At 69.1% G+C, this 19,624-nt stretch carries 18 protein-coding genes; 7 read left to right on the top strand and 11 right to left on the bottom strand.

All coding sequences use genetic code 11. The features are described from left to right. Positions 1-4: 4 nt before the first annotated feature. From AC1RKE_RS05425 to AC1RKE_RS05375, 11 genes are all read right to left on the bottom strand, one after another. Positions 5-805 carry a DUF4198 domain-containing protein gene (locus AC1RKE_RS05425; RefSeq protein ID WP_348683271.1) on the bottom strand — a complete coding sequence of 267 codons (801 nt, stop codon included), beginning with the start codon at positions 803-805 and terminating at the stop codon, positions 5-7. A gap of 11 nt (positions 806-816) precedes the next feature. Next, a complete protein-coding gene (locus AC1RKE_RS05420; RefSeq protein WP_348683273.1) occupies positions 817-1,326 on the bottom strand; it encodes a DUF2271 domain-containing protein in 510 nt (169 codons plus the stop codon). Between the two features lie 11 nt (positions 1,327-1,337). Next, positions 1,338-2,018, bottom strand: coding sequence for a PepSY-associated TM helix domain-containing protein (locus AC1RKE_RS05415; RefSeq protein ID WP_409616355.1), 681 nt, complete (start codon positions 2,016-2,018; stop codon positions 1,338-1,340). A gap of 72 nt (positions 2,019-2,090) precedes the next feature. Further along, positions 2,091-4,148 (bottom strand): TonB-dependent receptor, encoded by a 2,058-nt coding sequence (locus AC1RKE_RS05410; protein WP_348683275.1) that lies wholly within the window; start codon positions 4,146-4,148, stop codon positions 2,091-2,093. A gap of 94 nt (positions 4,149-4,242) precedes the next feature. Further along, the gene (locus AC1RKE_RS05405; RefSeq protein WP_183215168.1) at positions 4,243-4,929 is read right to left on the bottom strand and encodes a Fe2+-dependent dioxygenase; all 687 of its coding nucleotides are present in this window, start codon (positions 4,927-4,929) and stop codon (positions 4,243-4,245) included. A gap of 78 nt (positions 4,930-5,007) precedes the next feature. Then, positions 5,008-7,275 (bottom strand): TonB-dependent receptor, encoded by a 2,268-nt coding sequence (locus AC1RKE_RS05400; protein ID WP_395942363.1) that lies wholly within the window; start codon positions 7,273-7,275, stop codon positions 5,008-5,010. Positions 7,276-7,366: 91 nt separating this feature from the next. Next, positions 7,367-8,116 (bottom strand): proteasome-type protease, encoded by a 750-nt coding sequence (locus tag AC1RKE_RS05395; protein ID WP_348685361.1) that lies wholly within the window; start codon positions 8,114-8,116, stop codon positions 7,367-7,369. Between the two features lie 106 nt (positions 8,117-8,222). After that, complete coding sequence (locus AC1RKE_RS05390; RefSeq protein WP_395942324.1) at positions 8,223-9,062, bottom strand: transglutaminase family protein; 840 nt, start codon at positions 9,060-9,062, stop codon at positions 8,223-8,225. A gap of 2 nt (positions 9,063-9,064) precedes the next feature. Further along, positions 9,065-10,003, bottom strand: a complete 939-nt coding sequence (locus AC1RKE_RS05385) for an alpha-E domain-containing protein (RefSeq protein ID WP_152948901.1) — start codon at positions 10,001-10,003, stop codon at positions 9,065-9,067. 136 nt (positions 10,004-10,139) lie between these two features. After that, on the bottom strand, positions 10,140-11,561 hold the full coding sequence (locus AC1RKE_RS05380) for a circularly permuted type 2 ATP-grasp protein (RefSeq protein WP_182715138.1): 1,422 nt from the start codon (positions 11,559-11,561) through the stop codon (positions 10,140-10,142). A gap of 255 nt (positions 11,562-11,816) precedes the next feature. Beyond that, entirely contained in the window at positions 11,817-13,022 is a 1,206-nt protein-coding gene (locus AC1RKE_RS05375) for an NAD(P)/FAD-dependent oxidoreductase (RefSeq protein WP_395942325.1), read from the bottom strand. A gap of 187 nt (positions 13,023-13,209) precedes the next feature. On the opposite strand from AC1RKE_RS05375, the gene AC1RKE_RS05370 reads away from it, so the two are divergent. The 7 genes from AC1RKE_RS05370 (at position 13,210) to hisF (ending at position 19,575) form a co-directional block, all read left to right on the top strand. After that, positions 13,210-13,500 carry a YerC/YecD family TrpR-related protein gene (locus AC1RKE_RS05370; protein WP_191554555.1) on the top strand — a complete coding sequence of 97 codons (291 nt, stop codon included), beginning with the start codon at positions 13,210-13,212 and terminating at the stop codon, positions 13,498-13,500. Positions 13,501-13,510: 10 nt separating this feature from the next. Further along, a complete protein-coding gene (gene hisG / locus AC1RKE_RS05365; RefSeq protein WP_182715141.1) occupies positions 13,511-14,392 on the top strand; it encodes an ATP phosphoribosyltransferase in 882 nt (293 codons plus the stop codon). Beyond that, entirely contained in the window at positions 14,392-15,711 is a 1,320-nt protein-coding gene (hisD, locus tag AC1RKE_RS05360) for a histidinol dehydrogenase (protein WP_348685168.1), read from the top strand. The genes hisG and hisD overlap by 1 nt, the downstream gene beginning before the upstream one ends. A 184-nt stretch (positions 15,712-15,895) precedes the next feature. Continuing rightward, the gene (hisB, locus tag AC1RKE_RS05355) at positions 15,896-17,320 is read left to right on the top strand and encodes an imidazoleglycerol-phosphate dehydratase HisB (RefSeq protein ID WP_395942326.1); all 1,425 of its coding nucleotides are present in this window, start codon (positions 15,896-15,898) and stop codon (positions 17,318-17,320) included. Positions 17,321-17,468: 148 nt separating this feature from the next. Continuing rightward, positions 17,469-18,083, top strand: a complete 615-nt coding sequence (gene hisH, locus AC1RKE_RS05350; protein WP_182715210.1) for an imidazole glycerol phosphate synthase subunit HisH — start codon at positions 17,469-17,471, stop codon at positions 18,081-18,083. Beyond that, complete coding sequence (gene hisA, locus AC1RKE_RS05345; protein WP_183215178.1) at positions 18,077-18,811, top strand: 1-(5-phosphoribosyl)-5-[(5-phosphoribosylamino)methylideneamino]imidazole-4-carboxamide isomerase; 735 nt, start codon at positions 18,077-18,079, stop codon at positions 18,809-18,811. The genes hisH and hisA overlap by 7 nt, the downstream gene beginning before the upstream one ends. After that, on the top strand, positions 18,808-19,575 hold the full coding sequence (gene hisF, locus AC1RKE_RS05340) for an imidazole glycerol phosphate synthase subunit HisF (protein ID WP_395942071.1): 768 nt from the start codon (positions 18,808-18,810) through the stop codon (positions 19,573-19,575). The genes hisA and hisF overlap by 4 nt, the downstream gene beginning before the upstream one ends. Positions 19,576-19,624: the final 49 nt, after the last annotated feature.

Below are 19,624 nucleotides of genomic sequence, written 5' to 3'. Positions count from 1 at the left end.
CGGCTTAGGGCAGGACTTCCATCACCGCCACATAGTTGGCGTTCGATCCCAGGGTTTCTCCCTGGGCCGGGGTGCGGACCGAGGCGTTCAGCCAGTACAGGCCGGCCTCAGGCCAGGTGACGGTGAAGACGCCGTCGGCGCCGGTCTTGACCGTCATCTCCTCGGGATTGTCGCGATAGCGCAGGCCGCCGCGCGCGACGACGACGTCAAGATCGGCGGCGGGCTGGCCGTCCTTCAGCAGTTTGAAGCTGGCGGCCTCGCCGGCGACCAGATCGTTCGGATGGGTCACGGGGACCAGCTCCAGCCCTTCGCCCGTGGTCTTGAACACGGTGTCGGTCGGATTGTTCAGGGTGACGAAGGTCTCGATCCGGCTGGCGGTGCGGGTCGCCTGGACGTCGGTCGCGCCCTGGGGCAGGGCCGCCGGAAATTCGGCTGCGGTTCCACGCCAACGCTTCTGTTCGCCGTTCAGGGTGTAGCTGGCCATGACGCCGCCCATGACGTTGGCGACCTTATAGGTGCCGTTCTGCGTCAGATGGACGTCGAAGGTGGTGCGGTACTGGGCCTGCATCAGATGTTCGGGCTGGACGGTCGAGCCGTCGGGCGCCGTCACCACCAAGCCCGTCATCCGCATGGCGGCGTGGTCGGGGATGAAGACCCCGTTGGACATGCCCGCATCGAAACCGACCCAGGCGTCGGCGCCCGACAGGCTGGTCGAGGTCGGCGCCATCCAGGCGCGGTGCGCCTGGGCGGCCAGGGGCGCAGCCAGGGCGGCGGCGAAGGCCAGAAGCGCGACGGTCTTTTTCATGGGTCTGTTCCTCAGCGAGAGACGGTGACGCGCACGGCGCCCAGTTCGGTGGAGCCGGAGGCGTCGGCGGTATTGGCCCCGCCCCAGCGGAAGGGCACGCGCACCACCTCGCGCCCGCCCAGTTCGCGCGCCGCCTCGACCACCAGATTGTACTGGCCGGGCTGAAGCCCGCGCAGGCGGGCGGCGGGGACGTTGACGGTCTGGCGGCCCGGCGCGCGGGTGGCGCCCGAAATCCCGTCGGCCGGCAGGCTCATGGCCCGGCCGCCCTTGCGCCACCAGGTCCGCAGGTCCTTCAGCCAGTCCTTGCCGTCGCCCTCATTGTTGCGGGTCTGCTGGTACCAGACCGCCAGGGTCTGGACCGCCGTCTGATCCGGCCGCTCGATCCAGACCGCCACATAGGGCCGGTGATAGGAGGCGGTGTTCAGCCGCGGCACTTCGACCGTGACCGACAGATCCGCCGCCAGGGCCGGAGCGGCCGCGGCCAGGCCTGCGGTGGTGACGACGATGGGGAGAAGACGCATCCGTTACACTCTCAATGGATGAAGATCAGGGCGATGACGACGGGGATCAACAGGCCCAGCGCCGCCAGGGGCCAGGTGGAGGGACGGCCGCGCGCATGCAGCCACATCAGCCCCAGCCCCGTCACCGCAAAGATGACGCAGGCGACGGCGAAGACGTCGATGAACCAGAACCAGACCGCGCCTGCATTCCGCCCCTTATGCAGGTCGTTCAGATAGGCGATCCAGCCGCGCGTGGTCTTTTCATGGACCGCCTCGCCCGTCGCCCGGTCGATGGTCAACCAGCCGTCGCCGCCGGGGATCGGCAGGGCGACATAGATCTCCTCGGGCGTCGTCTCGGTCGGCCGCCCGGCGATCTGAACCTTCAGGGCCTCGGCCGACCAGCGGGCGACGGCGTCGGGAACCGGTTCGGTCGTCTCCTGCGGATAGGCCGCAAGCCGTTGCAGCAGGGGCGCCGGCAGGGTGGCGGTCTGTTCGACCGTCACCGGCTCGGCCGGAATGGAGGCCGCATGGTTCAGGGTGATGCCCGTGACCGCGAACAGGATCATGCCGACCAGGCTGACGGCCGCCGAAATCCAGTGCCAGGAATGCAGCTGCTTCAGCCAGAAGGACCGCGCGCCGTTCAGCGCAGCCTTCGGCTTTTTCGCGCCCCTTGAGGTCGGCTCGATCTGATTTTGAGCGGCGAGTTCAGTCACGGAACGGCTGTGCCACTGTTGCGAACCGTTTTCAATAGCAAGCGATGCGGCGAATTTGTCGCGCAGAGATCGTCAGTAGCTGAACCTGACCCCGGCCCGCACCGTGCGCGGGGGGCCGTAGCCCGCAACGTCGGACCCGGTCATAGACACCTCCACATCCGCGTCGAAAGCATTGTCGACGGCGGCCCAGATCATCACCCCGTCCCCGGCCGACCATTCCGCGCGAGCGTCCAGGGTGACGGCGGGGTCCAGGGTGCGGCTGTTCAGATCATCGTCGAACCGGGCCGATTCATAGCGCGCGGCCAGACCCAGGGTCAGCCGATCCGTCGCCCGCCAGTCGATGCCCGCCGTCGCGCTCCATTCCGGCGCCTGGGCCGGACGCAGGCCCGTCAGCTGCGGCGCCGCCGTCCCGCCGTCCACCTCGGCGTCTGTCCAGGACAGGGCGGCGTTCAGCGCCAGGGCCTCGGTCGCCCGGACCGAACCGTTCAGCTCCAGGCCCCAGGCTTTGATCGTGCCGGCGTTCTGGCGTTGGCGCAGCACGCCGCCCGCCGGCACGAAACCCGCGCGCGGGAAGGTCGCCGGTCCTTCGCCGATCGTCACATTGACGATGGCGTCCTCGATCTCGTTCCAGAAGACGGTCGCCCCCCAGGCGACGCCGCTCCGGTCGAAGGCCAGGCCCGTCTCGATCCCGCGAAGGGTCTCGGGCTCCAGCCCCGAATTGGCCTCAGTGATGTCGTTGCCGACCCGGAACGGCCGGTGCAGTTCGTTCAGGGTCGCGGGCCGAAAGCCGGAATAGGCCGCCGCCCGCCAGGCGTAACCCTCGCCCAGCCAGGCGGCCAGATCGCGCCGCGCCGCCAGTCGCGCGCTGACCACCTCGCCCGACCGGTCCTCGTCGGTCTCGTCCAGGATCGGCGCCCCGGTCGCCAGCGTGTATTCGTAGCGGAAGCCCGCCTCGTTCTTCCACCGGTCGTAGCGGAGACCGCCCGCGACCAGCCAGTCCCCGCCGGTCCACGACCCGTCCACATAGGCCCCGGCCACCGAGGTCTCGCCGCCCGCGCGCCGTCCCCGCGCGAAGCCCGCGCCGGTGGGATTGCTGAAGAACTCATTGGTCTCACCCTCGTTGAAGCGGGCGTCGGCGCCGACCTCCCACTCCAGCCGGCCGCCCGCGATCTCGGCCACGCGACGGCGCAGGGCCGCGTTCAGCCCCCAGCCGGTCGCCGGGGTCTTGTACTGATCATTGGCCGGGGTCGTCGTCGACCGGTCCGCCGCCACCGAGGCCGAGCTGTTGGCGAAGTCGCTCTCGATCCGCCAGGCCTGCAGCCGCCAGCCGTAGCCGTCGACGGTAGGCGCCTTGGCGGCCGTGGCGCTGAGGCTGTGGCCGCTGGCGTTTGACCGGGCGTTCAGCAGACCGGAGCCCCGATCCTCCTCCCAGGTCGCCGCGCGCAGAGACAGGTTCGCCCCTTCCAGATTCACTCCGTCCAGCGGCGCATCGACCCGCAGGGCGGCGCTGCGGCTGTCCAGGTCCAGCGGCTGATCCGCCGCACCGGCCGCCGCACCGCGCACGGGCGTATAGCCGTCGCTGGTCTCATACAGGCCCGACAGGGTCACGCCGACCGGACCCAGCATGGTCGATCCCGAGCCCGCCGCCCGCGCCCCGCCGCGCTCGGCCACCGACAGGTCCAGCACCCCGCCGCGCGCCCGCTCCGTCAGGGCGATGGTCCCGGTCAGGGCGCCCGCGCCATAGGGCCCCGCGCCCGCGCCGCGCACGACGTCCACCCGCTCCAGCGATTCCGGCGCGACCTGGGACCAGATCACCCAGCCGCCGAACGGATCGTTCAGCGGGACTCCGTCCAGGGTCACCAGGGTCCGCCCTGCGCCGGACGGGGCGATGGCCCGCAGGGAAATCCCCTGGGTCGTCGGATTGGCGGCCAGGCTGGAGGTGCGGCGGAACAGGGACACGGCGGGCACGGTCCGCAGGGCCTCGTCCAGCCGGACGGACCGCTCCAGCACGGTTTGATCCAGCCGCACCACCGAAAAGGCGGCGTCGGCGGCGGCGGGCGGCAGACGGGCCGCCGTCACCGTGATTTCAGACAGTTGGGCGGGCGGAGCGGGGGGCGCGTCTTGGAACATCCCGGTCACAATAGACCAGCCCCGCCTTGGTTCAGCCCTGCGACCTTATAAAGCGGACTGCGACCCTGGGGTCACAGACGGGGCGGTCGGGACGTCACACCTCGGACCAGCGCCGCAGCAGATTGTGATAGACGCCGGTCAGTTCGATCACCGCCTGATCCTTCGGCCCCTTCTCCAGGGCCACGCGCTGGGTCGCCACGTCCAGGCGGAACAGCATCTCGCGGTCGCCGTCGTCCCGGATCAGGCTCTGCATCCACATGAAGGACGAGACCCGCGCCCCGCGCGTCACCGGCATGACCTTGTGCAGGCTCTTGGACGGATAAAGCACCAGATCCCCGGCCGGCAGCTTGACCGACTGCGGCCCGTACATCTCCTCGATGATCAGTTCGCCGCCGTCATAGTCTTCAGGTTCGGACAGGAACAGGGTCGCCGACAGGTCGCTCCGTATACGGATTGACCCGCCGCCGCGCTGCTGGCGGATGGCGTTGTCCACGTGCAGGCCGAACTCGCCCCCGCCCTCATAGCGGTTGAACAAGGGCGGAAAGATCGTGTGCGGCAGGGCGGCGGCGACGAACATGGGATTGGCGTTCAAGGCCTGGACGATCAGGGCCGAGACCTCCTTGGCGACGTCGGAGTCTTCCGGCAGCTGCTGGTTCCGCTTGGCCGTCGCCGACTGGTGGCCGGAGGTCATGTTTCCGTCGGCCCACGGTCCGGCGTCCAGCCGCTCGCGCAGGGCCTTCACTTCGGCCTTGGAGAAGACTTCGGGGATTTGCAGCAGCACGTCGCTCTCGCTGGAAAAGAGAAAGGCGGCCCCGCCGGAAGGACGGAGCCGCCAGTTATAGGCCGGGGATAGAGGCCTTTAGAAGCGCAGGTTCAGGGCCAGGATGGCCTGACGCGCCGGAGCGGGGTCGGCATGGTGAACCCCGTTGGTCCGCATGATGTATTCCTCGTCCGTGGCGTTCTTGACGTTCAGCTGCAGGCTGGCGCGGTCGCTCAGATCATAGGCGGCGAACAGATCCAGGCGGGTGTAGCTGGGCGCATAGACGCGCGCTGTCCCGCCCCCGGCGCCGCCCTGGTTACCGCCGAACCGGTCATCCACATAATAGACCCCGCCGCCCAGGCTCAGCTTCGACAGCAGCTGATAGGTGGTGAACAGGCTGAAGCTGTTCTTGGGCGTGTTGGCCAGGGGGTCGCCGACGTTGACGCTGTTGTAGGCGCCGCGCACCAGTTCGGAATCCATATAGGTGTAGCCGCCGAACACGGTCCAGGCGGGGGTGACGTTGCCCGAGAAGCCCAGCTCCAGCCCCTTGACCTCGACCTCGCCCGCCTGGGCGTAGACCCCGTCGGAAATCAGGATCTGGGCGTTCTTGCGGGTGGTCTGGAACAGGGCGCCGCTGAGGCTCAGGCGCTGGCCGAACAGTTCGGCCTTGGCGCCGATCTCATAGTTTTCGGTGTCCTCGGGATCCAGCACCTCATTGGCCAAGTTGCCCGACCCGGCTCCGCCGGAGTTGTTCTGATCGCCCGCTGAAATCGTCGGCGGCGTCGAAGAAGTGGCGTAGGAGGCGTAGACGCTGGTGTTCGCCGTCGGCTTATAGACCAGGCCGACCTGATAGTTGACGAAGTCCCAAGACGTCTCCGCCACGGGCAAGCCGGTCGAGGCGACGCCGCGAACCCTGTAATCGTCCCAGCGAAGGCCCAGGTTCAGCACCCAGCGGTCCCCCAGGGCGATGGAGTCATTGGCGTAGACGCCCGTAGACTTGGTCGTATTGCGGGTCACGGCGCCGCGCACGATCGAACCGGTCCAGGGATCGTTCGGGTTCGGATCATAGACGGGCGTGCAGTCGAAACCCGTGAGACCTGTCGGACAGGCCGAGCCGCTGATCGTGGTGACGGTGTAGCCGGCGTTTCGGTTGCGTTCGCGGCTGTATTCGACGCCCAGGTCGAAACTGTGCTTCAGGGCGCCCGTGGTGAAGTCGCCGTACAGGTCGGTGACGTTGGCGAAGGTTTCCGCCGGGTTCCAGCGCGACTTCAGGCCCCGCTTCATCCACCAGGTGTCGCCGACCAGGACCGCCGCGCCGCCGTCGCCGGGGTTGGTCACGACATAGTCGTTCAGCGTCTCCGAATAGCGGGTCAGGTTGCGCAGGGTCAGGTTGTCGCTGAACCGGTGCTCCAGCTTCACCGTGACGCTGTCGACCTCATTGCGCATATAGTCGCGCGCCTTCAGCCCGTAGAAGCTGTCGTAGGGGACGTTCAGGATGCGGCTGTCCGTGGTCTTGATCGCCCAGCCGTTGTCCAGCTTGCGGTCGAGCGGAATGCCGTAGTCCGGCATCGAGTCGGCGGTCAGGTGATAGTAGTTGATCGTCGCCGAGGTGTCGGTCCCCAGGCCGAAGCCCAAGGCCATGGCCAGGCCGTATTTCTCGAAATCGACGGCGTCACGGCCGGGCACGTCCCCCTCGGTCGCCAGCAGGTTCAGGCGGAAGGCGCTGGTTTCGTTCAGCCGCCAGTTTCCGTCCACCGTGGCGCGGTAATAGTTGTCCGTGCCCACGCCCGCGCTGGCGCTGACGGAATCGGCCAGGCGCGGCTGTTTGGAGCTGAGGTTGATGCTGCCGCCACCCGAGCCGCGGCCCGAATAGACGGAGTCCGCCCCCTTGATCACCTCGACCTGTTCCAGGTCGAAGACCTCGCGCTGCTGTCCGCCGGCGTCGCGCACCCCGTCCACGAAGATGTTGTTGCCCGAGGACTGGCCGCGGATGAAGGGGCGGTCGGCGAGCGGCTGACCGCCCTCGCCCGCGCCGAACGTAATGCCGGGCGAGTTGCGCAGCAGGTCTTCCAGCGAGGTCGCCGCCGTCTGGGTGATGACCTGTTCGGGAATGATGGTGATCGAACGCGGCGTGTCCACCAGGGGCGCCACGAACTCCGGACTCTGCGGCTCGCGCTTCTTCAGCTGGCCGTTGACGTCGATCGTACCCAGGTTGGCGGGCTGTTGTTGCTGATCCGCGGTGACGACCACGCCGTCTTCGGCGGTCGCGTCAGCGGCGAGGGCGATGGCGGGGGCGGCGACCAGCATGCCGGCGGCGCTGGAGGCGAAGAGAAGCGCGCGAAGCGAGGCGGCGCGAGAGTCGGACATGTTTTGGCGACCTTTTGGTCTGATTTTGCGATGCGGTCGCAATAACCAGCTTCATTGGGCCGCACAAGAGCGATTGCGAGTAGGTCGCAACTTAATTCGAGACGACGCTGATCGTGCGAGACGGCGCCGTCTGCGCGCCCAGATCAAGCCAGGTGGGCGCCGGCATGGCCTGATGCGCCGCAGCCAATGCTTCCGACCATCGCCGGCCCAGGTCGCGGAAATAGGGATCATCGGCCTCCAGCCGCCGCTCCATCCCCGACAGATTGTCGCGGCGGATCACGATCAGATCCAGCGGCGGCCCCACGGCGATGTTGGAGCGAATGGTCGAGTCGAACGAGATCAGCCCCAGCTTCACCGCCTCGGACAGCGGGGTGTCGGAATGCAGGGCTCGGTCCAGGATCGGCTTGCCGTATTTCAGCTCGCCGATCTGCAGATACGGCGTGTCGGCCCCGCATTCGATGAAATTGCCCTGGCCGTAGATCAGATACAGCCCCATCTTGCCGCCCGCGATCTGGCCGCCCAGCAGCATGGAGGCGTTGACGTTCAGGGCGTCGGCGGTCGGCGAGGCGGGGGTGTTGATCGTCGCCCGGACCGTGGCCATCGCATGGCCCAGGATCTGGGCGGCGCGGAACAGGGTCGGCGCGGTCTCAAGCGTCTCCGGCCCGGTCGAATCCGGCAGCTTGACCCCTTCGGCGACCATGGCCAGGGCCGTCTGGGTGACCGACAGATTGCCCGCCGTCGCCACGGCCAGCACCCGCTCGCCGGGCCGCTTGAACACATGCAGCTTGCGATAGGACGAGATGTTGTCCACGCCCGCATTGGTGCGGGTGTCGGCGATCATCGCCAACCCCTCCTTCACCAACATGCCTACGCAATAGGTCACTGTCCCCTATCCGCTCCCCGTTCCGCGAATCCGCAGACGCTAACAGATTCCCGCGACATGACGATCAGGACCATCCCCGGCTCTGATGTTGTTGCCGGCCCTGTTGCACAGGCCGCACATGAAGGGCCACCGTCAGACTGCCGACCCCGCCGCCATAGCTGGTTCCCCGGATCGGCGTCGCCCCCAGCGAATCCAGGCCCACGGCGATGCGGACATAGTTCTCGGTCGGGCAGACGCCGTTGGCCGCGTCGAACCCGACCCAGCCCAGGTCCTCGATCCAGGCCTCGGCCCAGGCGTGGGCGGCGTCCTGGTCGTGCTGACCGTCCGACCGGTTCAGATGGCCCGAGACATAACGGGCCGGCACGCCCAGGGTCCGGGCGCAGGCGATGAAGATCTGGGCGTGATCCTGGCAGACCCCGCGACCGATGGCGAAGGCCTCGGCCGCCGTATGGGTGGCGGAGGTCGCCCCGACCTCGAAAGCGACGCCGGCGTGGATGGCCCCCATCAGACGGTGCATCCGCTCCAGGGCCGCGCCCTCTGGCACGGACCGGGCGAAGTCGATCAGGGCCGCATCGGCCTGGGTCAGCCGGGTGTCGCGCAGATAGACGCCCGGCTGCAGCCGCTCGTTCTGCCCCCGGATCACCCCGCCGGTGTCCACGGTCGAGACCTCGCCCGTCACCCGGATGGTCAGGGCGTCGGTCGGCCGCTCGGTATAGAGGCTGTGCACGATATTGCCGAAGGCGTCGTCGCTGCGCCGCAACCGGGCGTCGACGTCGGTTTCGATCCGCCATTCCCGCACCTGCTGGGCCTCGCAGGACCGGGGCGTCAGCCGCAGCATCTGGACGATGAACCGCGCGGGCCGGGCGTAGGCGTAGCGGGTGGAGTGGTCGATCCGGATCCGCATGGTCAGACCAGATACTGTTCGTGGATGGCGGCGCCCAGGGCGTTGTTCTCGTTCAGAAAGCCCTGGATGTATTCGTGCAGGCCCGACTGGAAGATGTCCTCGATCCGAGCCTCGTTGAACTGGGTCAGGCGGTTCGACGCCAGCCGCTGGGCCGGGCCGCGCCGGCCATAGTCGGCCGCCAGCTTCTCCAGATAGCTGACGATCATCCCCTGACAGCTGGCCAGGGACCGCGGCATCTGCCGGTTCAGCACCAGGAGGTCCGCCACCAGCCAGGGCCGCACGCTCTCGCGATAAACCCAGCGATAGGCGGTCAGGGCCGAAACCTCGCGCAACAGGGTGGTCCACTGGAAATAGTCCAGCTGTCCGCCCACCCGTTCGCCCGGCGGCAGCAGCAGATGGTACTTCACGTCCAGCAGGCGGGCGGTGTTGTCGGCCCGCTCGATCGCCATGCCCAGCCGCAGGAACCAGTAGGCGTCGTTCCTGAGCATCGTCCGCGACGAGGCCCCCTCCACCGCCAGGGACGTCGATTTCACGAAGTCCAGGAAGTTGGTGAAGTCGTCGCGGCGGGTCGGCTCGCCCAGTTCGTTCAGCCCGTTCCAGGCGCCGTTGATCGCCTCCCACAGCTCGATGGTCAGGGCGGTCCGCACCGAACGGGCGTTGGTCCGCGCCCGGGTGATACAGGCCTTGATCGAGGTCGTATTGTCGGCTCCGAAGGCCAGATATTCGCGGACGGACTTCTCCGACACGGTGCGGCCGGTGGCGTCGAAGGCCGACTTCACCCCCGACGAGGCGATGGCCCCCGCCCAGGCGGTGACGGTCGCCTGATCCTTGGCCGGCAGGGCCGCCAGCCGGATCGCCGCCTCCAGAATGCGCGCAAGAAAATCGGCCCGCTCCATATAGCGGCCGGTCCAATAGAGACTGTCTGCGGTGCGAGAGAGCATCTATTCCTCCCCCATTGGGGGAGGGGGACCGCCCGAAGGGGGGTGGAGGGGGCCAAACGCAAACAGGGTGTCTGGGGCGAGCGCCCTCCACCGCTTCGCGGTCCCCCTCCCCCGACGGGGGAGGATTTTCGTCCGATCAAACATCCAGCACCCAGGTGTCCTTGGTTCCGCCGCCCTGGCTGGAGTTGACCACCAGCGACCCCTCCTTCAACGCCACCCGCGTCAGCCCGCCCGGCGCGACCCGCACCCCGGCCGGACTGGACAGGACGAAGGGCCGAAGATCGACGTGGCGCGGCGACAGGGCTCCGCCGTTCAGGGTCGGGGCCGTCGACAGGCTCAGCGTCGGCTGGGCGATGAAGTCGTCGGGATCGGCGATCAGCTTGGCGCGGAAGGCCTCGATCTCGGCCTGGGTCGAGGTGGGCCCCACCAGCATGCCGTAGCCGCCCGATCCACCGACCTCCTTGACCACCAGTTCCGGCAGCTTCTCCAGCACCTCCTTCAGCGCCTCCGGCTCGCGGCAGCGCCAGGTCGGCACATTCTTCAATATGGCGTCCTCGCCGGTGAAGAAGCGGATGATCTCGGGCATATAGGTATAGACGGCCTTGTCGTCGGCCACCCCGGTCCCGACCGCATTGGCCAGGGTCACACGCCCGGCGAAATAGGCCGACATCAGCCCCGGCGCCCCGACCGCCGAATCCGGCATGAAGGTCAGGGGGTCGATGAAGTCGTCGTCGATGCGGCGATAGATGACGTCGACCCGCTTGGGGCCTTCGGTCGTGCGCATATAGACGGTGTCGTCATTGACGAAGAGATCCCCGCCCTCGACCAGTTCGACCCCCAGCTTGTCGGCCAGGAAGCTGTGCTCGTAATAGGCCGAGTTGAACGGCCCCGGCGTCAGGACCACGATGGTCGGATCCTCGCCCGCCCCCGACGGCGCCGAGGCCTGGAGCGAACGCAGCAGCATGTCGGTATAGATTTCGACCGGCCGCACCGCATGTTCGGCGAACAGGTCGGGGAACAGCCGCATCATCATCTCGCGGTTCTCCAGCATATAGGAGACCCCGGACGGGGTGCGGACATTGTCCTCCAGCACATAGAAGCCGTCCTCGCCCGTGCGGACCAGATCGACCCCGGCGATATGGCACCAGACGTCGCCGGGCGGACGCCGCCCCTGCATCTCGGGCCGATAGTGCGGATTGGTCAGGATCAGGTCGGCGGGCACGATCCCGGCGCGGATACAGTCCTGCGGTCCGTAGATGTCCTTCAGAAAGGCGTTGATGGCGGTGACCCGCTGCTTCAGCCCCTTCTCCAGCCCGCCCCATTCGTCGGCGCCGATGATGCGCGGAACGACGTCGAACGGGATCAGCCGCTCGTTGGATTCCTCGTCGCCATAGACGGCGAAGGTCACCCCCATGCGGCGGAAGAACAGCTCCGCCTGGCGCGAGCGCGCCTGCAACAGGTCCGGCGGGGCGTTTTCCAGCCAGGCCGCCAGGGTCTTGTAGCTGTCGCGGATCGCGCCGGATCCGCCGCCGTTCATTTCGTCGAAAGCTCTCGTCATTCGCCCCCGCCGCGTTGAGATCACAGCTTGATCGCGACCCAACGAAAAGCGCAACAGTTTTGTTGCACTGCGGCGAAGCTTCAACAACCAGACCCTCCCCCGCCTGCGGGAGAGGTGGCCCGTCGATCGCGCAGCGATCCAGGGTCGGAGAGTGAAGTTCTGCTCAAAGCAAGAAGACTTCCCCCATCGCCAGGCGTGTCGCTTCGCGCCACGGCCTGACACTTCCCCCGCAAGCGGTGGAAGGTCGGGTGAAAATCACACCCCCACCGCCTTCATCGAAACCGAGACGTCCGCCAGCTTGGCCGCATCCACCGGCGTCGCCTTTCCGATCAGCTGTTTGCCCGCCATGAACTCCGGCGGAGCATTGACCGCCTCGACGCAGACCACCCGGTCGCCGTTCAGGTGAAACACCGCAAATCCCCCCGCCGACGGATCGCCCCGCACCACCTGACGGTCCGCATCGAACGGCAGGCCGGCGATCTGAAGCTTGAAGTCGTACTGATCGGACCAGAACCACGGAACCTCCGGCGCCGGCCCCGGTCGCCCGGCGATGGCCGCCGCCGCCTGTTTGGCCTGTTCCAGCGCGTTGGGCACGCTCTCCAGCCGGTGCGAGACCCCGCCGTGCACGGGAATCGGCCGCCGCGTCATGTCGCCGACGGCGAAGATCGCCGGGTCGCTGGTCCGCGCCTGATCGTCCACCACCACCCCGTCGTCGCAACGCAGGCCCGCCGACCGCGCCAGGCTGTCGCAGGCCAGGGCGCCCACCCCGACCAGAACCGCATCCGCCTGCACCGCCGATCCGTCCGCCAGGGTCACGCCGTCATGGGCGACCGCGACCACCTCGGCGCCCGTGATGATCTCCACCCCCCGCGCCCGGTGCTGGGCGGTGAAGAAGGCCGACAGGGTCTCCGACGCCACCCGCGCCAGCACGCGCGGCGCCCGTTCGATCACCACCGCCTCGGCGCCCAAGGCGCGGGCCGAGGCCGCCGCCTCCAGACCCACATAGCCGCCGCCGACCACCGCCAGCCGTTTGCCCGGCCCCAGCACGGCCTTCAGCCGCTCGGCGTCCTTCAGCGTCCTCAGCTCCAGCAGGTCGGGATGGTCCCCGCCCGGAACCGGCAGTTTGCGCGCCGTCGATCCCGTCGCCAGCACCAGGACGTCATAGGGTTCGCTCGAGCCGTCGTGGAAGGCGACCGTCTTCGCCTCCGGGTCCACCGACACGGCGACAGTCGAGGGTCGAAACGCGATCCCCTGCTCCTGATAGAAGCTCAGCGGCCGCAGCAGCAGCGCCTCCAGATCCGCCTCCCCCTTCAGCCAGGCCTTGGACAGGGGCGGCCGCTGATAGGGCGGCGCATCCTCCTCGCCCACCAGCACGATGGGGCCTTCATGCCCGTACTGCCGCAGAAAGGCCGCGACGGAGCCGCCGGCGTGGCCGGCGCCGATGATCAGGATCTTGGTCATGGGGGTGGTTTAGAGTGGCGAGTGGCGAGTGGCGAGTGGCGAGATAAACGCCCCCGCTTTCAACCATCATCCTTGGGACTGACGAAACCTGGCTGGACCGCACAAGGCGCCGTCTTCAAACTCGCCACTCGCCACTCGCCACTAATCGCCCTTGACCGTTCCACTGTTACAGCATAGTGGAACGCGCATGACGACCCCGCCCGCCCGCGACGCCCTCTACGACGCCCTGCTGTCGATGCAGACGCGCGCCGAGATGGACGCCTTTCTGGCCGACCTGTGCACCCCGGCGGAACTGCGCGCCTTCGCCGAGCGCTGGCAGGTGGCGCGCCTCTTGGACGCCGGCGGCAAATCCTATCGCGAGATCGCGGCCGAGGCCCACGCCAGCCCCACCACCGTCGTCCGCGTCGCCCGTTACCTCAAAGACATGCCGCACCAGGGCTACCGCATCGCCCTGGACCGCCTGAAGAACACGAACTGAGTATCCGAACATGAGCACCGTACAGGGCCGGCTTCGCATCGCCGTCCAGAAATCCGGCCGTCTGGCCGACCGCAGCCTCGACCTGATCCGCGACGCGGGTCTGAAATGGGTCAAGGGCCACAACGACCTGCTGTATCGGGTCGAGAACTATCCGATCGACCTGTTGCGCGTCCGCGACGACGACATCCCCACCTTCGTGGCCGACGGCGTCTGCGACCTGGGGATCGTCGGCGAGAACGTGCTGGAGGAAGGCCGCAACGGCGGTCCCAATGCGTCGGTCGTCATGCCCCTGGGCTTCGGCCGCTGCACCCTGAAGATCGCTGCGCCCCCGACCCTGGCCTATGAAGGCCCGGCCTCGCTGGAGGGCCTGCGGATCGCCACCTCCTATCCCAAGATCCTGCGCCGCTTCCTGGACGAGCGGGGGGTCAAGGCCGACATCGTCGTCATGCGCGGCGCCGTCGAGGTCGCGCCCCGGCTGAAACTGGCCGCCGCCATCTGCGACCTGGTCTCGACCGGCGCGACGCTGGAGGCCAACGGCCTGGGCGCCAAGGACACGGTGCTGGAAAGCCAGGCCGTGCTGATCCAGTCCCCCGTCGCCCCCGAACCCGACCTGCAGCACCTTCTGGACAGCATCATCGAGCGGATGGCCGGCGTCGTGTCGTCCCAGGGCGCCAAATACGTCATGCTGAACGCCCCGCGCGCGGCGCTGGACGAAATCACCGCCATCCTGCCGGGCGCCGGTTCGCCCACCGTCATGCCCCTGTCGGGCCGCGACGACGCGGTCGCCGTCCACGCCGTCTGCCAGGAGGCCGTCTTCTGGGAGACGCTGGAGAAGCTGAAGGCCGCCGGCGCCTCGGCCATACTGGTCCTGCCCATCGAGAAGATGATGTGATGACCACGGCCTTCAAACGTATCGACTGGTCTTCCCTCGACGCCGCCGGCAAGACGGCGGCCCTGGCCCGCCCGGCCCAGCGCACCGCCGGCGACGTCACCGAGGTGGTCCGCGCCATTCTGGACGACGTGCGCGCGCGCGGCGGCGCGGCCGTCACCGACTGGTGCCAGAAGCTGGACAAGGCCCCGCCCCGCCGCATCGCCATCACGCCCGAGATCGTGGCCGAGGCCCGCAACGCCCTGCCCCCCGCCGACGTCCGCGCCCTGCGGATGGCGGCCGACAATATCCGCGTCTTCCACCAGGCGACCCGGCCGGAGGACACCGACTTCGTCGAGACCACGCCGGGCGTCCGCTCCAAACTGGCCTGGCGTCCGATCGCCTCGGCCGGTCTCTACATCCCCGGCGGCACCGCCCCCCTCTTCTCCTCGCTTCTGATGCTGGCCATTCCGGCCGGCGTCGCGGGCGTGGGCCGGCGCGTCGCTGTGACCCCGCCGGACAAGTCCGGCGGGGTCCACCCCGCCATGATCCTGGCCGCCGCAGAGGCGGAGCTGGACGCCCTCTGGCTGATGGGCGGCGCCCAGGCCATCGCCGCCCTGACCTTCGGCGTCGAACTGGAGGACGGGGTCATCCCCGCCTGCGACAAGCTGTTCGGCCCCGGCAACGCCTATGTGGCCGAGGCCAAGAAACAGGCGTCCGCTCTTCCGGGCGGCCCCGCCGTCGACATGCCCGCCGGTCCGTCCGAGCTGATGGTCGTCGTCGACCGCGACGCCGCGCCCGAGATCGCCGCCGCCGATCTGCTCAGCCAGGCCGAGCACGATGCCGACGCGCAAGTTCTCCTGGTCTCCACCAGCCGCGCCACCATCGACTATATTCTGACCGAGGTTGAGGCCCAGGTGGCGACGCTGCCGCGCGAAGCCGTCGCCCGCGCCTCGCTGAACGAGGCCCGCGCCGTCCTGGTGCGCGACCTGGACGCCGCCTGCGAGGTGATCAACCTCTACGGCCCCGAACACCTGGCGCTTCAGGTCGAGGATCCGGAGGCCCTGCTCCCCTCCATCAAGGCCGCCGGCGCCGTCTTCGTCGGCCGGTTCGCGGCCGAGACCCTGGGCGACTACGCCGCCGGCCCCAGCCACGTCCTGCCGACCGACGGCGGCGCCCGCACCCTGGGCGGCGTCACCACTTCCAGCTTCATGACCACCATGTCGGTCCAGCTGGTCACCGAGGCCGGCGCCCGCGCCCTGGCCCCCATCGCCGCCCGCCTGGCCCGGATGGAGGGCTTGGAAGCCCACGCCCGCGCGGCGGATCTGAGGAGCGAGGGATGAGGGCCGCCTTTAAAGACCCTCTCCCGCTTGCGGGAGAGGTGGCCCGTCGTTCGCGCAGCGAACCAGGGTCGGAGAGGGGCGTTTCGCCAAGTCGCAGAACTCCCCCCATCGTCAGGCGTGTCGCTTCGCGCCACGACCTGACACTTCCCCCGCAAGCGGGGGAAGATCATAGCGGAGCCGCCCGATGACCCTGCCCGCCCCCTATCCCCCGCTGGTCTCCGGCGGCGAGGGCCTGGACCGCTATCCCGGCGAGCCTGCCGCCCTGGCCGCCCGCATGGCCGCGATCTACGCCGTGCCCGCCGACCAGGTCCTGCCGGTGCGCGGCCTGACCCATGGGCTGGAGCTGGTCTGGCGTCTCGCCGCTCGCGACGGCGGTTCGGTCGAGGCGCCGAAGGCCGAGCCCTATGACCGTCTCGCCGCCATCTATCCGGCCAGGGGCGAGGTCGCGGCCGTGGTCGTCCGCGCCCTGGGCTCGCCCGAGGCGGTCGCCGAAATGGCCGCCCGCGTCGCCCCCGCCCTGCTGGTGGTGGACGAGGGCCTGATCGAGTTTTCCGACAGCGTCTCGGCCGTCGCGGTCGTGGCCGACCAGCCCAATCTGGTCGTGCTGCGCAGCCTGTCCCTGGCCTATGGCTTAGCCGGCGCCCGCGTCGGCGCGGCGGTCGCGCAAGGCCCGACCCTGGCCCGCCTCGCCTCGGTGCTGGAGCCCTACGCCCTGCCGGAGCCCCTGGTGCGGCTGGCGCTTCAGGCCCTGGACCCGTCGCGGATGATCGAGACGACCGAGCGCATCGCCTCGGTCCGGCGCGAGCGCGAGCGATTGGCCCGCGAACTGGGCCGCGACCTGACGGTCGAGCCCGGCGTCGGCCCCATCATCATGGCCCGCCCCGAAGACCCGGCCGCCGCCTTGGCGCGCTTGAAGACCTATGGGATCGAGGCCGACCGGTCCGGCGACCGGTTGCGGCTGCCCGTCTCGATCAAGCCCGAGGTCAACGACCGGCTGCTGGCCGCCTTCGGCCTGACGCCCGCCAAGCGCCGTCCGGCCCGCGTCGGCCAGGCCGTGCGCGATACGAAAGAGACCCGCATCGTCTGCGCCGTCGACCTGGACGCCCCCGGCCCGATCAGGATCGAGACCGGCGTCGGCTTCTTCGACCACATGCTGGAGCAGATCGCGGCCCACGGCGGCTTCTCCCTGCGCCTCCAGTGCGAGGGCGACCTGCACACCGACCCCCACCACACGATCGAGGACAGCGCCATCGCCCTGGGGCAGGCGCTGAAACAGGCGCTGGGCGAGCGCAAGGGCATCGCCCGCTACGGCTTCGTCCTGCCGATGGACGAGGCCAACGCTGCGGTCTCCATCGACCTGTCCGGCCGACCCTATCCGCTGTTCGAAGGCACGTTCGACACCCCCTTCATCGGCGACTACCGCACCGACCTGACGGCCCACGTCTTCCGCTCCCTGGCCGAGGCCATGGGCGCCGCCGTCCACATCAAGGTCACGGGCCAGGACGACCACCACAAGACCGAGGCCGTCTATAAAGCCTTCGGCCGCGCCCTGCGCCAAGCCATCCGGATCGAGGGCGATGCGGTGCCGTCGACGAAGGGGGTGTTGTGATGAAATCCTCCCCCCATGGGGGAGGGGGACCGCGAAGCGGTGGAGGGGGCCGGCCCGCGCGCCGGCGCCTGACGCTCCACACCTCGTGCGTCCTCTCCCCCTCCACCACGCTACGCGCGGTCCCCCTCCCCCGACGGGGGAGGATCGCATGACCGAGGTCGCCGTCATCGCCTACGGCGCCGGCAACGTCGCCTCGGTCCAGTTCGCCCTGGAACGTCTCGGCGCCACCGTGCGCCTGACCGACGATCCCGCCGTGATCACAGACGCCGAACGGGTCATCCTGCCCGGCGTCGGGGCGGCCGGTTACGCCATGAGCCGCCTGTCGGAGCTGGGCCTGGTCGAACCGATCCGCGCCTTCCCCCGTCCCCTGCTGGGCGTCTGCCTGGGCCAGCAGCTTCTGTTCGAAACCAGCCAGGAGGGCGAGGGCGTCGATCTGCTGGGTTTCATCCCCGGCGCCGTGTCCCGGCTGGAGCCGGCCGGCGGCCTGCCCGTGCCGCATATGGGCTGGAGCCGGCTGACGCGCGACCGTGAGGATCCGCTGCTGGAGGGGGTCGCCGACGGCGCCTACGCCTATTTCGTCCACGGCTATGTCTGTCCCGACGGCCCCGCCACCCTGGCCCGCGCCGACTACGGCGGCCCCGTGCCCGCCATAGTCCGCACCGCCAACCGCTGGGGCTGCCAGTTCCACCCCGAACGCTCGGCCGAGGCCGGGGCGACGATTCTCAGGAACTTCCTGAGCCTGCCCGAGAATCCATCATGCTGATCTACCCCGCCATCGACCTGAAGGACGGCGTCTGCGTGCGCCTGATGCACGGCAAGTTCGACCAGGTGACGCAGTACGACGAACAGCCCGCCGCCCGCCTCAGCGCCTTCGCGGCCGAGGGCGCCGAGTGGATTCACATCGTCGATCTGGACGGGGCCGAGGCGGGCGAGGCGCGCCAGCACGCCCTGATCGGCGAACTGGCCCAGGCCCTCGAGATCAAGATCCAGTCCGGCGGCGGCGTCCGCAGCGCCAATGATGTGGCCAAGCTGCTGGAGGCCGGGGTCTCCCGCGTCGTCGTCGGCTCCCTGGCGGTGACCCAGCCCAATGACGTCGCCGCCTGGCTGAAGGGTTTCGGCCCCGAACGCATCACCCTGGCCCTGGACGTCAAGATCGAGGACGGCGTGCCCGTTCCTGCCCTGAAGGGCTGGACCCAGTCGTCCGGCGTCACCCTGTGGGAGGCGCTGGATCGCTATCCCAAGGGCACGGCCAAACACCTGCTGGTCACAGACGTCGGCCGCGACGGGGCCCTGACCGGCCCCAATCTGGAGCTGCTGGCCGAAATCCGCCGCCGTCGCCCCGATGTCGTCCTTCAGGCGTCCGGCGGCATCTCGTCTCTGGACGATCTCGTCGCGGTCAAGGCCCTGGGCTGCAACGGCGCCATCGTCGGCCGCGCCCTGTACGAGAACCGCTTCACCCTGCCGCAAGCCATAGCGGCGGCCACGGCATGACCGCGCGCCGTATCGTCCCCTGTCTGGACGTCAAGGACGGCCGGGTGGTCAAGGGCGTCAAGTTCGTCGGCCACACCGACATGGGCGACGCCGCTGAACTGGCCGCCCGCTACCGCGACGCCGGCGCCGACGAACTGGTCTTCTACGACATCACCGCCAGCCCCGAGGGCCGGACCCTGGACTACGGCTGGATCAAGGACATCGCCCGGCTGCTGGACATCCCCTTCTGCGTCGCCGGCGGCATCCGCAGCGTCGATCAGGCCGCCCGCTGCCTGGACCACGGGGCGGACAAGGTGTCGATCAACTCCCCCGCCCTGGAGCGTCCCGAACTGATCGCCGAAATGGCCGAGCGGCTGGGCGGGCAATGCGTCGTCGTCGGCGTCGACAGCCGGTTCGAGGACGGCGACTGGGTGGTCCACAAATACACCGGCGATCCGGACGCCCGCCGCCGCGCCGGCAAACGCACCCTGGACTGGCTGGACGAGGCCCAGAGCCTGGGCGCCGGCGAGATCGTGCTGAACTGCATCGACCAGGACGGGGTTCGCAAAGGCTACGACATCGAACAACTGTCGGCCGCCAGGGCGCGCCTGACCATCCCCCTGATCGCCTCGGGCGGCGCCGGCGCGCCCGAACATTTCCGCGACGTCTTCAATCAGGCCGACGTCTCCGGCGCCCTGGCCGCCAGCGTCTTCCACACCGGCGCCATCGCCATCCCGGACCTGAAGGCCTATCTGGCGGGCGAAGGGCTGGAGATGAGATTGTGACCCGATCCCCGCAATCCTCCCCCTTTGGGGGAGGGGGACCGCGAAGCGG

It is taken from the genome of Brevundimonas sp. GW822-FHT03E11 (genome assembly GCF_058801445.1).
Note: the sequence above shows the minus strand (reverse complement) of the source record. Positions and strands in the feature narration are given on the sequence as shown.

What these genes read in the sequence shown, in the direction of transcription:
- AC1RKE_RS05425 (WP_348683271.1), bottom strand. Translation starts at nt 805, where the DNA reads ATGAAAAAGACCGTCGCGCTTCTGGCCTTCGCCGCCGCCCTGGCTGCG.
- AC1RKE_RS05420 (WP_348683273.1), bottom strand. Translation starts at nt 1,326, where the DNA reads ATGCGTCTTCTCCCCATCGTCGTCACCACCGCAGGCCTGGCCGCGGCC.
- AC1RKE_RS05410 (WP_348683275.1), bottom strand. Translation starts at nt 4,148, where the DNA reads ATGTTCCAAGACGCGCCCCCCGCTCCGCCCGCCCAACTGTCTGAAATC.
- AC1RKE_RS05400 (WP_395942363.1), bottom strand. Translation starts at nt 7,275, where the DNA reads ATGTCCGACTCTCGCGCCGCCTCGCTTCGCGCGCTTCTCTTCGCCTCC.
- AC1RKE_RS05395 (WP_348685361.1), bottom strand. Translation starts at nt 8,116, where the DNA reads ATGATCGCCGACACCCGCACCAATGCGGGCGTGGACAACATCTCGTCC.
- AC1RKE_RS05390 (WP_395942324.1), bottom strand. Translation starts at nt 9,062, where the DNA reads ATGCGGATCCGGATCGACCACTCCACCCGCTACGCCTACGCCCGGCCC.
- AC1RKE_RS05385 (WP_152948901.1), bottom strand. Translation starts at nt 10,003, where the DNA reads ATGCTCTCTCGCACCGCAGACAGTCTCTATTGGACCGGCCGCTATATG.
- AC1RKE_RS05380 (WP_182715138.1), bottom strand. Translation starts at nt 11,561, where the DNA reads ATGACGAGAGCTTTCGACGAAATGAACGGCGGCGGATCCGGCGCGATC.
- AC1RKE_RS05375 (WP_395942325.1), bottom strand. Translation starts at nt 13,022, where the DNA reads ATGACCAAGATCCTGATCATCGGCGCCGGCCACGCCGGCGGCTCCGTC.
- AC1RKE_RS05370 (WP_191554555.1), top strand. Translation starts at nt 13,210, where the DNA reads ATGACGACCCCGCCCGCCCGCGACGCCCTCTACGACGCCCTGCTGTCG.
- hisG (WP_182715141.1), top strand. Translation starts at nt 13,511, where the DNA reads ATGAGCACCGTACAGGGCCGGCTTCGCATCGCCGTCCAGAAATCCGGC.
- hisD (WP_348685168.1), top strand. Translation starts at nt 14,392, where the DNA reads ATGACCACGGCCTTCAAACGTATCGACTGGTCTTCCCTCGACGCCGCC.
- hisB (WP_395942326.1), top strand. Translation starts at nt 15,896, where the DNA reads ATGACCCTGCCCGCCCCCTATCCCCCGCTGGTCTCCGGCGGCGAGGGC.
- hisH (WP_182715210.1), top strand. Translation starts at nt 17,469, where the DNA reads ATGACCGAGGTCGCCGTCATCGCCTACGGCGCCGGCAACGTCGCCTCG.
- hisA (WP_183215178.1), top strand. Translation starts at nt 18,077, where the DNA reads ATGCTGATCTACCCCGCCATCGACCTGAAGGACGGCGTCTGCGTGCGC.
- hisF (WP_395942071.1), top strand. Translation starts at nt 18,808, where the DNA reads ATGACCGCGCGCCGTATCGTCCCCTGTCTGGACGTCAAGGACGGCCGG.